The sequence below is a fragment of the Ornithinimicrobium sediminis genome (assembly GCF_021272345.1).
Taxonomy (GTDB): domain Bacteria; phylum Actinomycetota; class Actinomycetes; order Actinomycetales; family Dermatophilaceae; genus Ornithinicoccus; species Ornithinicoccus sediminis_B.
The window spans coordinates 328232-341973 of the sequence record NZ_JAJSDQ010000004.1; the positions used below are offsets into that span (position 1 = coordinate 328232).

Here is a 13742-nt window from a genome sequence, read left to right on the forward strand (position 1 = left end):
ACTCGACGCCGGTTCCCCGGCGCCGTTGCTGCGCTGTAGGGGAGACCATGAGCACCACCGACACCACTGGTACCACCGCCGACCCTCGAGGCGTCGACGACCTGCCCTCCTGGGTCCGCCGCAGCTGGGTCAGCGTCCTCGTGCTCGGCCTGCTCATGCTGGGCCTGGGGCTGCTGCTCGTGTTCAACCTGGCCGCGAGCGTCAGCACGCTGCGCTGGCTCGTCGTCATCTCCCTGGTGCTCGCCGCCGTCGAGGCCTTCGCCACCGCGTCACTGCGGGAGCGCCGCTGGGTGGGCTGGCTGGCCGGGCTCCTGTATGCCGCGGGCGCCGTCGTCGCCGTCGCGTGGCCCGGCGTGACGCTCTTCGTGCTCGTGCTCACCGTCGGCATCTCGCTGCTGACCGGCGGCATCGTGCAGGCCCTCATGTCGTGGCGTGCCAGGGGCCAGGCGAAGGGCTGGGGCTGGAGCTTCGCCATGGGCCTGCTGTCGGTGCTCGCCGGCCTGGTCTTCCTCTTCGGCAGCCCCCTCATCTCGGTCGCCGTCCTCGCGGTCGTCCTCGCCGTGCACGTGCTCATGACCGGCGTCACCCTGGTCGCCCTCGCGCTGGCCATCCGCAGGCTGGCGGCGAACGTGGCGGCCGCCCAGCGTCCGGCCTGACCCACCCGCTGGCCCCGCCGGACCCGAACAGGGCCCAAAGTCCCTGGTCAGGGGTGTTGTGCCTCCGTAGCGTGAGGAGCACAACCACCCCCAAGGACCAGGAGATCACCATGAAGGCTGCCGTCGTCGACACGTTCGGAGGCGCGCTCCGCGTCGGTCAGGTCGACCGCCCCGAGCCGGGCCCCGGCCAGGTGCTCGTGCGCATCGAGTCCAGCGGGCTCTGCCACACCGACATCCACGCCGCCCACGGTGACTGGCCGGTCAAGCCCACCCTGCCCCTCATCCCCGGCCACGAGGGCGTGGGCCGCGTCGAGACGCTGGGAGAGGGAGTCACGACCCTCGAGCCCGGCGACCGGGTCGCGCTGCCCTGGCTCGCTCACGCCTGCGGCCACTGCCGCTACTGCGTCGGCGGCCACGAGACCTACTGCCAGAGCCCGCAGTACATGGGCTACACGATGAACGGCGGCTACGCGGAGTATGCCGTCGGCTACGCCAGCCATGTGGTGCGCGTGCCCGATGCGGTCAGCTCGCTCGACGCTGCACCCCTGACCTGCGCCGGGGTCACGACCTACGCCGCCCTCAAGTCCGTGGCTCCGCAGCCGACCGAGTCGGTCATGGTCGTCGGCATCGGCGGCCTGGGTCACCTCGGCCTGCAGTACGGCTCCGTGTTCGGCTGCCGGACCATCGCGGTGGACGTCGACGACGACAAGCTGGCCCTCGCCGAGGAGCTCGGTGCCGACCACGTCGTCGACGCGCGAGGCGACCTCGCCGCTCAGGTCGCCGAGGCCGGGGGTGCCGACATCGCCCTGGTGACCGTGCCCTCCCCCGCCGTCATGGCCTCGGCCCACGCCGCCCTCAACCCGCGGGGCCGTCTGGTGCTGGTGGGGCTGCCCGCCGACAACAGCCTGACCCTGCCGGTCTTCGAGACGGTGCTGTCCGGCATCTCCGTGCACGGCTCGCTGGTCGGCACCCGCAACGACCTCGCCGAGACCTTCCAGCTGCACGCGATGGGTCGCACGCGGGTCATCGCGCAGACCCGCCGACTCGAGGACGTCAACGAGTGCTTCGAGGAGGTCCTCTCCGGCAAGGTGCCCGCCCGGCTGGTCTTCGACATGACCTGAGCACGCCTCTCGCGGACTCCGACCAGCCTCACGTACCGTAGGACGATGAGGAAGCCGACGAAGGTGCTGCTGACCCTGGCCGTCTCGGCCGCTCTCGCCACCGCTCCGGCGGCCGGCGCGAGCGGCGCGTTCCCGGACCTCGTCCCCCTGCCGGACGGCTGGCAGGCGGAGGGTGTCGCCGTCGGCTCCGGGACCTCCGTGTACGCCGGGTCACTGGCCACCGGAGCGGTCTACAAGGCAGACCTGCGCACCGGCGCGGGCGAGGTGCTCGTGCCCGCCACCGACGGTCGCATCGCCGTGGGCCTGAAGGAGTCCCGTGGGCTGCTGTTCGTCGCCGGCGGGCCGACCGGGCAGGCCTACGTCTACGACGCCGCCACGGGCGCGGAGGTCGAGACCTACCAGCTCGCCGGCCCCGGGGCGTTCGTCAACGACGTCACGCTCACCCGCGAGGCAGCCTGGTTCACCGACTCCTTCCAGCCCACCCTCTACCGCGTGCCGCTGCGCAACGGCGTGCCGGCCGGCGAGCCCGAGGCCGTGCCGCTCACCGGCGAGTGGGTGCAGGCCGACGGGTTCAACGCCAACGGCATCGCCGCGACCCCGAACGGCGCGGCGCTGCTCGTCATCAACAGCGGCACCGGCACGCTCTACCGCGTGGACCCCCGGACCGGCGAGGCCACCGAGGTCGCCACCGACACCGAGCTCACCGCCGGTGACGGCATCCTGCTCCAGGGTCGCGAGCTGTCCGTGGTGCGCAACCAGCTCAACGAGATCGCCGTGCTGCGGCTGTCACCCGACCTGTCCTCGGCCACGCTGGTCGAGACGCTCACGGACCCCGACTTCGCGGTGCCGACGACGGTCGCGTCGTTCGGGTCCTCGCTGTATGCGGTGAACGCCCGCTTCGGCAGCACGGGGCCGGACGTGCCCTACGAGATCGTCCGCGTCGACGGCTCCTGAGGCCTGCGGACGACCCAGGTCGCCCGCAGGGTGTCCTCACGTGCCGGCTCGGCGGTGTACTCCTCGGTGACCGCGGACACCTCGAGGCCGGCGAGGCCCAGCGCCTCGCGCAGGGTGGCGTCGGAGTGGAAGAACTGCTGGTGGGTCTCGGTGAAGCCGTCGCCTCCGGACAGCTCGATCCTCGTCCGGCAGCTGCGGGCGAGCACGTCGACGGCGGTGGTGACCACGAAGCGACGCCCGTGGTCGAGACCGCACACCACGGGGTTGGCCAGCGTGAACCGCATCATCGCGTCGGTGTGCGCGTCGAAGACCAGCCAGCCTCCCGGGCGCAGGCGGCCCCCGAGTGCCGAGAGCGTGTGACGGAGGTCCTCGGGGCTCAGGTAGTTGAGGCTGTCGAAGGTCGACACGGCCGCGTCGAAGGGCCCGTCGACCGGGAGGTCGGGCAGCCGAGCCCGCTGGAGGACGACCGAGCCGGGCAGCCGTCGCGCCGCCAGCTCGAGCATCGCCGCGGAGGCGTCGACGCCGGTCACGGCATACCCCCGGTCCACCAGCTCGACCGCGAGACGACCGGTGCCGCAGCACACGTCGAGCACCGTGCGGACACCCTCCGCGTCGGTGCGCCACAACCGGTCGAGATGGTCCACCCACGCCGGGTAGCAGGGGTCGACGACCAGCTCGTCGTAGACCTCCGCCAACCGGGTGTAGGGCTCGGGCCGGGTCACCCGTGCCTGCTCAGATCCCGAGGATCTTGGCCTTGGCCGCCGCGAACTCCTCGTCGGTCAGCACGCCCTGCGCGTGCAGCCTGCCGAGGTTCTGCAGGTGGACGACGGCCTCGTCCTCGGCAGGTGCGGCCGCGGGGGCCTGGACGGGTACCTGCTGTGGGGGCTGAGCGTACTGCGGAGCCGGAGCCTGAGGTGCAGCCTCCTGCTGGTAGCGCCCGGCCTGACGGTGCGCGACCCGCCCCGAGACGGCGGTGGCGGTGCCGGAGATGACGGCGGTGCGTGCCGCCATACGCAGAAGTCCCATGGGAGTGCCTTTCGGTGGGTTCAGGAGGTGAGGGTCGCCGACCCGGTGTCACCGAGCACGGCCTGGCCGACGTCGGCGGGGATGCGGATCTGGTCGATGACCACGGCGTCGGCAGCGCGGCAGGCGTCGACGAAGGCCGCCGCCCAGGTGTTCTCGAACGCGACGAGGAGCGCGGAGCTCTCCGGAGACAGGTCGTCGCTGACCTCCTCGGCGTCCTCCACCCCGAGCGCACCGGGCTTGAGGACCTCGATGGCGTGGTAGCCGGGGGCGTCACCCCCCTCGAGGTCGGTGGCGTCGACGGTCGTGACCACGCCGTCGCCGTCCTTGCTCACGAAGAGGAGGTCGACGACCCGGATCGTGCCGCTGCCGACCAGGTCGAGGATGGCCGGCGCGATGCGGCCGCTGAACCTGTTGCCCGGGAACCCGATGATCACCACGTCGATGGGTCCGACTGTCATGTGTCGCTCCTTGTTGCCAGTGGTCCGACGCAGGAAGTCCCCGACCCCGGAGGCCTCCAGCCTCGCGCTCGGGCGTCAGCGCCACATCACCTCAACGGGGTGAAGCGTGCCCGCAGACCCTGGCGGCAGGCTGGGGCCAGGGAGAGAATAGGGAGCGTCCGGCACGCCGTGCCCGACCGCCATCCGCGCACCTGCACCGAAGGAGCCACCCGCCATGTCCGACCTCGAGTTCGAGCGCAGGCAGCACCTCACCCGGGCCGAGGCCGCCGCGTGGCTGAGGACCCTGGCCGACGCCTTCGCCAAGGGGGGCCACGCCACGCTGCCGATCGGTCCCGGCACCGTCAACGTGGAGCTGCCGGAGGAGGTCGACGCCGAGATGGAGGTGGAGGTCGACGGCGACGAGCTGCAGATCGAGATCGAGTTCTCCTGGCCGCGGAGACAGTGAAGGCCCCCGACATCTCGGGGGCCTCCGTCTACTGTCTCAACACAGTGCGCGCCCGAAGGGATTCGAACCCCTAACCTTCTGATCCGTAGTCAGATGCTCTATCCGTTGAGCTACGGGCGCAGGTGCACGTTGCCTGGGCAACGACGCGTCACTTTACCGGATCGTCGGGAGGCCACGAAATCGGCCCGTCTCAGCCTGGCACGCCGTCCGGCGCCTCGCTGCGCTGTCGGTCGAGCCGGCGCATGACCGGGGTCGCCGCGACGCCGTGCACCACGACCGACAGCACGATGGTGAACGCGACCACCGACCACAGCTCCAGCCCCTCCGCGATGTAGTCGCTGCTCAGCGCGTAGGCCAGGTAGTAGATCGAGCCGATGCCGCGCACCCCGAACCCGGCGATCGCCCACCGCTCCGAGCGTCGCAGCCCCGGGGAGCCGAGCAGGGAGAGCCAGGCGGTCAGCGGGCGGATCACGAAGACCAGGGCGACCCCGAGCAGCGCGCCCTGCCAGGACAGCCGTTCGAGCAGCCCTGCGGTGAGCGCCGCCCCGAGCATGAGCAGCAGCACCAGGGTGAGGATCGTCTCCACCTGGTGCACGAACCAGTGCATGTCACGGTGGTAGTCGTGCTTGCGCTCGACGGACCGCATCGCGAGCGCGGCCGCGAACACGGCCAGGAAGCCGTAGCCACCGACCAGCTCGGTGAACCCGTAGACCGCGAACGTCGCGGCGAGCGCGAAGAGCGGGTTGCCGTAGTCGGCCACACGCAGGTGGGTGGTCCTGCTGCGGAAGGCCATCTGTCCCAGCAGCCAGCCGCAGCCCCAGCCGAGGAGCGCACCGAGCACGATCTTGCCCACGAGCGTCCACAGGACCCACTCCAGTGCCCACTCCGAGATGTCACCGCGGCCCATCAGGAACAGCCCGAGGTAGACGAACGGGAAGGCGAGTGCGTCGTTGAGCCCCGCCTCGCTGGTGAGCGAGAAGCGCACCTCGTCGTCCTCGGACTCCTCCATCCCGGCCACGACCGGCCCCTCGACCTGGACGTCCGAGGCCAGCACCGGGTCGGTGGGTGCCAGCACCGCGGCCAGGAGCACGGCGGCCGGCAGGGTCAGCCCGATCACCCCCCAGCCGAACCCGGCGACCGCAGCCATGCACAACGGCATCCCGATCGCGAGCAGCCGCCACGTGGGCCGCCACGTCCGGCGGCTGAGCGGGCGCTCGAGCGCGAGGCCGACCCCCATCAGCGAGATGATCACGCAGGCCTCGGCCAGGTGGGAGGTGAAGGTGGCGTTGAGGATGACGTCGACCTCGGCGTCGCCCGGCAGCAGGACCCCCGCCAGCACACCGACGGCCAGCACCACCACGGGAGCGGACAGGGAGCGGCCCTCCAGCACCGACGGCAGCACGGTCGCCAGGAGCAGCCCGAGGCCGACGAGGAGGTAGACGAACATGGGGTCCACCACCCCAACCTATGCTCCGCCCGCCTAAGGTGAGCAGGACCACAGTCGTTTCGACTGTCCCCGGCAGCGCTTTCAGCAATACGTTGCAAGGACGACAACCACTGGCAATGGCGCCAGAGAGGGGAGACTTCCGTGTTGGACCAGATCACAGTCACCGGGGGAACGACACACCGAGAGCTCGACGCGTGGGTGCGCCGGACCGCCGAGCACACCCGTCCGGACGCTGTCGTGTGGGTCACCGGCTCGCCCGAGGAGGGGGCCTGGCTGGAGACCGAGCTGGTCACGGCGGGCACCTTCCACCCGCTCGACCCCGACGTGCTCCCGCACTCCTTCCATGCCGCCTCCGACCCCGACGACGTCGCGCGGGTCGAGGACCGCACCTACATCTGCTCGGTCGAGGAGGCCGACGCGGGTCACACCAACAACTGGATGGACCCGGGCGAGATGAAGGGCATCCTGGAGCCGCTCTTCGAGGGGTGCATGCGTGGGCGGACGATGTACGTCATCCCCTTCGTCATGGGACACCTGGAGTCGGAGGACCCGAAGTTCGGCGTCGAGATCACCGACAGCGCGTATGTCGTCGCCTCCATGCGCATCATGGCCCGGGTAGGAGACGCGGTGCGCGAGAAGATGGAGGAGCTCGACGCCGCATACGTCAAGGGCCTGCACTCGGTGGGTGCCCCTCTCCAGCCGGGCGAGCAGGACGTGCCGTGGCCCTGCAACGAGACCAAGTACATCGTGCACTTCCCGGAGGAGCGGGCGATCTGGTCGTTCGGCTCCGGCTACGGCGGCAACGCCCTGCTCGGGAAGAAGTGCTACGCCCTGCGCATCGCCTCCGCCATCGGTCGTGACGAGGGCTGGATGGCCGAGCACATGCTCATCCTCAAGCTCACCTCACCGGCAGGCGAGGTCCACTACGTCGCGGGGGCCTTCCCCTCCGCGTGCGGCAAGACCAACCTGGCCATGCTGTCCCCCAGCCTGGAGGGCTGGACGGCGGAGACCATCGGGGACGACATCTCCTGGATGCGCTTCGGCGAGGACGGCCGGCTGTATGCCGTGAACCCGGAGTTCGGCCTCTTCGGCGTCGCACCGGGCACCGGGTGGGACACCAACCCGAACGCCATGCGCACCATCGAGAAGGGTCACTCCGTCTTCACCAACGTCGCACGCACCGACGAGGGCGGCGTGTGGTGGGAGGGCATGACAGAGGACGTGCCCGAGCACCTCGTCGACTGGCGCGGCAACGACTGGACACCACGGTCCGACACCCCGAGCTCGCACCCCAACAGCCGATTCTGCACACCGATCGAGCAGCTGCCCACCCTGGCGCCGGAGTACCACGACCCTCGGGGCGTGCCCATCTCCGCGATCCTCTTCGGGGGGCGGCGCAAGACGACCGTGCCGCTCGTGACGCAGTCGCGCGACTGGCAGCACGGCACCTTCATGGGTGCCACCCTCTCGTCGGAGACCACCGCGGCCGCGACCGGCGCGGTCGGCGTCGTGCGGCGTGACCCGATGGCCATGCTGCCGTTCATCGGCTACAACGCGGGGCACTACCTCGAGCACTGGCTGGCGATGGGCAAGCAGCACGACGAGTCCCGGATGCCCAAGATCTTCCTCGTCAACTGGTTCCGTCGCGGCGAGGACGGCTCCTTCCTGTGGCCCGGCTTCGGGGAGAACACCCGCGTCCTCAAGTGGGTCGTCGACCGCCTCGAGGACCGCGTCGGCGCCGAGGAGTCGCCCATCGGCCTGCTGCCCCGCCCGGAGGACATCGACACCACCGGCCTGGACATCACCCAGGACGAGGTGGCGGCGGCCCTGGCCTTCGACGCCGAGGAGTGGCGTGAGGAGCTGCCGATGATCCAGGAGTGGTTCGAGAAGTTCGGGGACGCTCTCCCCGCGCAGATGGCCACGGAGTTGGAGACACTGGAGCAACGGCTGGGTGAGTGACCGTGACGCCCGGCGCATCATGACACCGTGAAGGAGAGACGACCATGAGCATCGAGGGTCCGCACAGCAGCCCCGAAGGGGGCGATCCCACCACGCTGTCGGCCGTGGAGCCCCTGCCGCCGGGTGGCCAGGACATCACCGAGATCGTCGACGCCATCGACCAGCGCATCCGTCAGCAGGGGTCGGAGTCGGTCAGAAGCGCCGACGAGGCGGCCGACGAGGCCCCGGACGAGGAGTCGTCCGAGGTCGGATCCCCCGAGGACGAGGACGCCGCCCGCGACCCGGAGGACATCGAGCCCTCGGCCTGACGACCCCTCCGTGCCGCGCCACTGGGCGGCACGACGAAGCCCCCGGACCAGCACGGTCCGGGGGCTCGTCGGTCGGCGGAGGCGGAGGGATTTGAACCCTCGATGGGGTTGTAGCCCCAAACCCGCTTAGCAGGCGGGCGCCATAGACCAGACTAGGCGACGCCTCCATGCCGTCCCCGAGGTCTCGTCAGAGCGGCCTCGGGACGGCGATCAGGCTACCCGCGACGTCCAGGGTTCTCCAAACAAGGGGCGTATCCTGACCTGTCGTCCCTCTGCCATGGGGCACAATGCTGTTGTTCCTGCCCTGAAAGGTCGCGCTGCATGCCCACACCTCCGCGCCGTGGTGATGTCGGCGACCAGTGGGAGTGGGGTGACGGTCACGACTTCCCCCAGACCCGTCGCGAGCACCGTGAGCAGCTGCACCACCCGGTCCAGCCGACCGGCCCCACGACGAGAGCAGCCCAGATGCGCCGTGCCTACACGTTGACCGCCCTGGGGACCGTGATCCCGGGCCTGGGCCTGACCATGACGCCCCGGCGTCGCCTGGGCGTCGTGATGCTGGCGGTGGCGCTCGTCGTCCTGGTCGTCGTCGCCCTGTGGACCCTGACCAACGGGGTCGAGGAGACCGTCCTCGGGCTCGGCGCGCGCCCTGAGATGCTGCAGACCGTCGGCATCATCGCTGCCGGGCTGGTCCTGCTCTGGATGGGCTCGGTCGCCATGACCGCCCTGCTCAGCCGTCCCCGACGGATGACGGGCGGACAGCGCCTGGGCCTGACCACGTTCACCCTGCTCATGTGCGGCCTGCTGGCCGCACCCGCCGCGATGGGCCTGCGCTACATCGACGCGCACTCCGACGCCGTCGACCAGATCTTCGTGGGCCGGGAGGACACCGAGCGCAACGAGGGACTGGCCGCACCCGACCTGTCCGCCGACGACCCGTGGGAGGACACACCGCGGGTCAACGTCCTGCTGCTCGGCACCGACGCCGCCGACGAGCGCGAGGGTGTGCGCACCGACTCGATGATGGTGGCCAGCGTCAACACCGACACCGGTGACACGGTGCTCTTCGGCATCCCGCGCAACCTGCAGAACGTCCCGATCCCGGCCACCCACCCGCTGTCGGCGAAGTGGCCGAACGGCTTCGACTGCGGCTCGGAGTGCCTGATGAACGCCATCTGGACCGAGGCCGAGGCGCATGCCGAGGAGAACCCCGAGCTCTACCTGGACGACCCGAACCCGGGGCGCACCGCCACCCAGGCCGTCATCGGTGCGGTCCTGGGGCAGCCGATGGACTACCACGTGATCGTCAACCTGGCAGGCTTCCAGGACCTCATCGACGCCATGGGCGGGGTGGACATCAACGTGCAGGAGCGGCTGCCGATGGGCGGTCGCACGACGACGGACGCCAACGGCAACCCCATGCTGGTGCCCGGCAGCGAGTCGGGCTGGCTCGAGGTCGGCGAGCAGCACCTCAGCGGCTACCAGGCCATGTGGTATGCCCGCTCCCGCATCACCACCGACGACTTCAGCCGCATGCGCCGACAGCGCTGCGTCGTCGCTGCGGTGCTCGACCAGGTCAACCCGCTGACGATGGCCCAGCGCTACCCCGCGATCGTGGGGGTGGCCGGTGACAACGTCAAGTCCGACGTGTCCCAGGGCGAGCTGCCGGCCTGGGCCGACCTGGTGCTGCGCGTCCAGGACGGCACGATCACGTCGCTGCCCTTCACGATCAAGAACGTCGACGTCGTCGACCCCGACTACGCCGACATCCGCGACCAGGTCTACCTGGCCATGCACCCGGAGCAGGCTCCCGAGCCGACCCAGACCGCGACCCCGACCGACACCACGACCCCGAGCGAGACGGTGGAGGAGACCACCGGCGAGCCGACCGAGGACGACGCTCCCGCCACGCCGACCGAGGACAAGCTGGAGGAGGTCGGCGCCGTCTGCTGACGGCATACCGCCTGGACACGCACAGGCCCCCGGGTTCCGTGGAACCCGGGGGCCTGGTGACTGGGACTCGAGGAGCCGCAGTGCCTCTCAGAGGGGACGAACGGCGTCAGCCTGCGGCCCCTTGGGGGACTGCGTGACCTCGAACTCGACGCGCTGCGCCTCGTCGAGGGACTTGTAGCCGTTGGTCTCGATCGCCGAGTAGTGGACGAACACGTCCGGGCCTCCGCCATCCTGCGCGATGAAGCCGAAGCCCTTCTCCGCGTTGAACCACTTCACGGTTCCCTGTGCCATGGGAGATCTCTTTCTGCTGTGCGAATGCTTCCCCCCACAGGGCGTGGGAGGTGGGCTGAGGTGAAACCCCCCACTCGCCGGGGCATGCCCGGTTGGTGCTGACGTGCCCGGCCGGAGCCGGGACTGTACTTCACTTGCGAGGAACTGCAACGACAACCAGGACAACCGTAGCAGGAATGTCCCTTCGCACCAGGGGCGTTCCGGGTGCGATGATGGGCCACGTCCCAGCGCCCAGGGGCCGGGCCAGGAGGGTTCGCATAGTGGCCGAGTGCAGGCGCCTTGAAAGCGCCCGACGGAAACGTCCGTGGGTTCGAATCCCACACCCTCCGCCGTGTGTGATGTCGCAGGACATCGGGATGGGCCGGACCTACGTCGTGTGGGTCCGGCTGTGGGGCGTCCCGGGGGTCAGGTCTGACCGGGGGACCGCGGCCGGTCCACACCACCGTGCCGGTGATCCTGAGCCGGTGCAACGGCCTGCCGGGTGCGTAGGCGCCACAGACGGACGGCTTGGGTCAGCAGGAGCGGCAGCGGCGCCAGGAGCGCAGCGGTCCACCAGGCGGGCGCGGGCAGCACGGTGAGCTGCAGCACCTCACGCAGGGGGGCGAACCCCAGGGCGAGCGTCTGAAGGGAGACGGTGATGGCCAGGGCGGTCCACAGGTAGGGGTTGCGGGTGGCGCCGACGAAGCCGGAGCCGGTCTCCGAGCGGGCGTTGAAGACCGCGAGGAGCTGGGCGGCTGTCACCGTCACGAAGGTGGTGGTCTGCGCCTGCGCGGTGGTCATGGCGAGAGGACCCAGTGCCACGAAGTAGGCGGCCAGCCCGACTGTCGCGATGAGCAGCCCCTGGGTGATGATCCTGCGCAGGGTGCCGTGGCCCAGGATCGGCTCGTCCTTGCCGCGCGGCGGCCGTCGCATGGCATCCTCGCGCCCGGGCTCCAGCGCCAGGGCGAACGAGGGCAGCACGTCGATGATGAGGTTGTTCCACAGGATCATCAGGGCACCCAGCGGAGCGGTGAACCCGGCGGCGAAGGCCGTGGCGACGATCACCACGATGCCCAGATGCCAGCTGAACAGGAACTGCGCGAAGTGGCGGATGTTGGCCACGATGCGCCGGCCCTCCTCGACCGCGGCCTCGATGGAGGCGAAGTTGTCGTCGGTCAGCACGATGTCGGCTGCCTCTCGCGCGACATCGGTGCCGGCCCTTCCCATCGCGACGCCCACGTCGGCCTGACGAAGTGCTGGAGCGTCGTTCACACCGTCGCCGGTGACAGCGACGATCTCCCCGCGCGCCTGCAGGGTGCGCACCAGGCGCAGCTTCTGCTCGGGGGCGACGCGGGCGTAGACGTCGATGTCCTCGACCGCGGCCGTGAACGACGGGTCGTCGAGCCTGGCCAGCTGCTCGCCGGACAGGACGCGGTCACTGCGCAGCCCGACCTGGCCGGCGACCGACTGCGCGGTGCGCGGCTGGTCCCCGGTGACCATCACCACCCGGATGCCGGCGTCCTGCACCGCCGTGACCGCGCGCACGGCGGACTCCCGCGGCGGGTCCTGGATTCCGACGACCCCGAGGACCTGAAGGCCGCGGTAGGCCTGCTCCCCGAGCTCGGTGCCGTGCGTGGGCCCGAGGCCCTCGGCGGCCCGACGGGCGATCGCGAGCGTGCGCAGTGCGCGGTGGCCCATGTCCTCGGCGGCGTGCTCCAGCGACGGGTCCTCAGCGCCCGGGAGAAGGACCTCCGGGGCTCCCTTGGCATGGACCAGGCCACCGGTCAGGACGGCCATGCGCATGCTGGCCGAGTCGAAAGGGTCCTCCGCCAGCCGGGGGGAGGCCGACCGGAGCTCCCGCCAGTCCAGGCCGTGGCGCTGCGCGGCGTTCAGCAGGGCGACCTCGGTCGGGTCTCCGATGCCGTCACCGTCCTCACCGATGTCCGCGTCGTTGGCCAGGACCGCACTGCGCCACAGCTCCTCCTCGTCCACGCCGTCGGCCAGGACGAGGTCGACGACCTCCATCACGCTCGTGGTCAGGGTGCCGGTCTTGTCCGAGGCGATGACGGTGGCCGACCCCAGGGTCTCCACTGTCGCGAGGCGACGCACCAGAGCGTTGCGCTTGGCCATCCTGCGCATCCCCACCGCCAGGGTCAGCGTGGCCACAGCCGGCAGCCCCTCGGGCACCACCGCCACCGCCAGTGCGATCGAGACCTCGAGCACCTCGCGCAGGTCCAGCCCACGTGCGAGCCCGATGAGGAGCAGCCCCACGGTCAGGCCCACCACCGCCAAGGACAAGGACCGGCCCAGACGCTGCAGCCCACGCTGGAGGGGCGCCTGCACCAGCTGTGCCTGGTCCACCAGCTGAGCCACCCGTCCGACCTCGGTGCCCAGCCCCGTCGCCACGACCACGCCGCGGCCCCGCCCCGAGAGGACCGTCGTGCCCAGGTACAGCATGTTCGTCCGGTCACCGATGGAGACATCCGCGCCGACCGTCCGCACGGACTTCTCGGCGGGCTCGCTCTCACCGGTGAGGGCGGCCTCCACGGTCGTCAGCTCGAAGGCCTCGATGAGCCGGATGTCTGCCGGCACACGGTCGCCGGCCTCGACGCTCACGATGTCGCCGGGCACGAGGTGCCGCGCGTCGAGCTCGTCGCGCCGGTCGTCCCGCTCGACGTCCGCGACCGCGGATGCGAGCTTGCGCAGACTCTCGACGGACCGGACCGCGCGCAGCTCGGTGAGGAAGCCCACGACGGTGTTGACCACCAGCACCAGCGCAACCGCGACGGCCTCGACATACTCGCCGATCAACACCCCCGCCACGACCGCCGCGACCAGCAGCAGGACGACCGTGCTGCGGAACTGGTCGACGAGGATGCTCACGGAGGAGGTCGACTGACGTCTGTGCAGCACGTTCCTGCCGTGCCGTTCCAGCCGCCGCTGCGCCTCGGGTGAGGACAGCCCTGTGCGGGCATCGACGGACAGTGCGGCCAGGACGTCGTCAGCGACGGTGGCGTGAGGGTCGGGCACCAGGAGGGACCGGCTGTGCGAGGGGTTCACACGCAGGCCCTTCGAGGACGCGGGTCTCCGGACGCACGACACGGCCCTGGCACTGGTCCTACCAGCGGGCGGCGCATCTCATCCT

At 70.7% G+C, this 13742-nt stretch carries 13 protein-coding genes and 3 tRNA genes; 8 read left to right on the plus strand and 8 right to left on the minus strand.

The features are described from left to right. Positions 1-47 precede the first annotated feature (47 nt). From LVO85_RS11695 to LVO85_RS11705, 3 genes are all read left to right on the plus strand, one after another. Positions 48-656, plus strand: coding sequence for an HdeD family acid-resistance protein (locus LVO85_RS11695; RefSeq protein WP_232747651.1), 609 nt, complete (start codon positions 48-50; stop codon positions 654-656). 71 nt (positions 657-727) lie between these two features. Beyond that, on the plus strand, positions 728-1777 hold the full coding sequence (locus tag LVO85_RS11700) for a zinc-dependent alcohol dehydrogenase (RefSeq protein ID WP_232747652.1): 1050 nt from the start codon (positions 728-730) through the stop codon (positions 1775-1777). A 45-nt stretch (positions 1778-1822) separates the two neighbouring features. Further along, a complete protein-coding gene (locus tag LVO85_RS11705; protein WP_232747653.1) occupies positions 1823-2731 on the plus strand; it encodes an SMP-30/gluconolactonase/LRE family protein in 909 nt (302 codons plus the stop codon). Here LVO85_RS11705 and LVO85_RS11710 read toward each other — a convergent pair. From LVO85_RS11710 to LVO85_RS11720, 3 genes are read right to left on the minus strand one after another with little or no spacing between them, the layout of a single operon-like run. Further along, entirely contained in the window at positions 2701-3453 is a 753-nt protein-coding gene (locus LVO85_RS11710; protein ID WP_232747654.1) for a class I SAM-dependent DNA methyltransferase, read from the minus strand. The genes LVO85_RS11705 and LVO85_RS11710 overlap by 31 nt on opposite strands. A gap of 10 nt (positions 3454-3463) precedes the next feature. Beyond that, positions 3464-3757: an SHOCT domain-containing protein gene (locus LVO85_RS11715; RefSeq protein WP_232747655.1), complete on the minus strand. Its 294-nt coding sequence runs from the start codon at positions 3755-3757 to the stop codon at positions 3464-3466. A gap of 20 nt (positions 3758-3777) precedes the next feature. Then, positions 3778-4215, minus strand: coding sequence for a DUF6325 family protein (locus LVO85_RS11720; RefSeq protein ID WP_232747656.1), 438 nt, complete (start codon positions 4213-4215; stop codon positions 3778-3780). Between the two features lie 214 nt (positions 4216-4429). Between LVO85_RS11720 and LVO85_RS11725 the strand changes: the two genes are divergently transcribed. Beyond that, entirely contained in the window at positions 4430-4660 is a 231-nt protein-coding gene (locus LVO85_RS11725; protein ID WP_232747657.1) for an amphi-Trp domain-containing protein, read from the plus strand. Positions 4661-4707: 47 nt separating this feature from the next. On the opposite strand, the gene LVO85_RS11730 is transcribed toward LVO85_RS11725, so the two are convergent. After that, positions 4708-4780 (minus strand) — tRNA-Arg (locus tag LVO85_RS11730). Positions 4781-4850: 70 nt separating this feature from the next. After that, complete coding sequence (locus tag LVO85_RS11735; protein WP_232747719.1) at positions 4851-6107, minus strand: cation:proton antiporter; 1257 nt, start codon at positions 6105-6107, stop codon at positions 4851-4853. Between the two features lie 144 nt (positions 6108-6251). On the opposite strand from LVO85_RS11735, the gene LVO85_RS11740 reads away from it, so the two are divergent. Then, positions 6252-8066, plus strand: coding sequence for a phosphoenolpyruvate carboxykinase (GTP) (locus tag LVO85_RS11740; RefSeq protein ID WP_232747658.1), 1815 nt, complete (start codon positions 6252-6254; stop codon positions 8064-8066). Between the two features lie 44 nt (positions 8067-8110). Then, positions 8111-8374 (plus strand): hypothetical protein, encoded by a 264-nt coding sequence (locus LVO85_RS11745; RefSeq protein WP_232747659.1) that lies wholly within the window; start codon positions 8111-8113, stop codon positions 8372-8374. Between the two features lie 76 nt (positions 8375-8450). Here the strand turns inward: LVO85_RS11745 and LVO85_RS11750 are convergent. Next, positions 8451-8541 (minus strand) — tRNA-Ser (locus LVO85_RS11750). A gap of 154 nt (positions 8542-8695) precedes the next feature. Here LVO85_RS11750 and LVO85_RS11755 point away from each other — a divergent pair. Then, positions 8696-10327 (plus strand): LCP family protein, encoded by a 1632-nt coding sequence (locus tag LVO85_RS11755; RefSeq protein WP_232747660.1) that lies wholly within the window; start codon positions 8696-8698, stop codon positions 10325-10327. 87 nt (positions 10328-10414) lie between these two features. Here LVO85_RS11755 and LVO85_RS11760 read toward each other — a convergent pair whose 3' ends face one another. Beyond that, positions 10415-10618, minus strand: a complete 204-nt coding sequence (locus LVO85_RS11760; RefSeq protein WP_232747661.1) for a cold-shock protein — start codon at positions 10616-10618, stop codon at positions 10415-10417. Positions 10619-10864: 246 nt separating this feature from the next. Between LVO85_RS11760 and LVO85_RS11765 the strand changes: the two genes are divergently transcribed. Next, positions 10865-10947: transfer RNA gene (locus LVO85_RS11765), tRNA-Ser, on the plus strand. Between the two features lie 76 nt (positions 10948-11023). Here the strand turns inward: LVO85_RS11765 and LVO85_RS11770 are convergent. Then, positions 11024-13657: a cation-translocating P-type ATPase gene (locus LVO85_RS11770; protein WP_232747662.1), complete on the minus strand. Its 2634-nt coding sequence runs from the start codon at positions 13655-13657 to the stop codon at positions 11024-11026. Positions 13658-13742 lie beyond the last annotated feature (85 nt).

Bases quoted from the DNA above. Each gene is read 5' to 3' on its own strand.
- LVO85_RS11705 (WP_232747653.1), top strand. From the start codon at position 1,823: ATGAGGAAGCCGACGAAGGTGCTGCTGACCCTGGCCGTCTCGGCCGCT.
- LVO85_RS11745 (WP_232747659.1), top strand. From the start codon at position 8,111: ATGAGCATCGAGGGTCCGCACAGCAGCCCCGAAGGGGGCGATCCCACC.
- LVO85_RS11695 (WP_232747651.1), top strand. From the start codon at position 48: ATGAGCACCACCGACACCACTGGTACCACCGCCGACCCTCGAGGCGTC.
- LVO85_RS11720 (WP_232747656.1), bottom strand. From the start codon at position 4,215: ATGACAGTCGGACCCATCGACGTGGTGATCATCGGGTTCCCGGGCAAC.
- LVO85_RS11715 (WP_232747655.1), bottom strand. From the start codon at position 3,757: ATGGGACTTCTGCGTATGGCGGCACGCACCGCCGTCATCTCCGGCACC.
- LVO85_RS11735 (WP_232747719.1), bottom strand. From the start codon at position 6,107: ATGTTCGTCTACCTCCTCGTCGGCCTCGGGCTGCTCCTGGCGACCGTG.
- LVO85_RS11755 (WP_232747660.1), top strand. From the start codon at position 8,696: ATGCCCACACCTCCGCGCCGTGGTGATGTCGGCGACCAGTGGGAGTGG.
- LVO85_RS11725 (WP_232747657.1), top strand. From the start codon at position 4,430: ATGTCCGACCTCGAGTTCGAGCGCAGGCAGCACCTCACCCGGGCCGAG.
- LVO85_RS11760 (WP_232747661.1), bottom strand. From the start codon at position 10,618: ATGGCACAGGGAACCGTGAAGTGGTTCAACGCGGAGAAGGGCTTCGGC.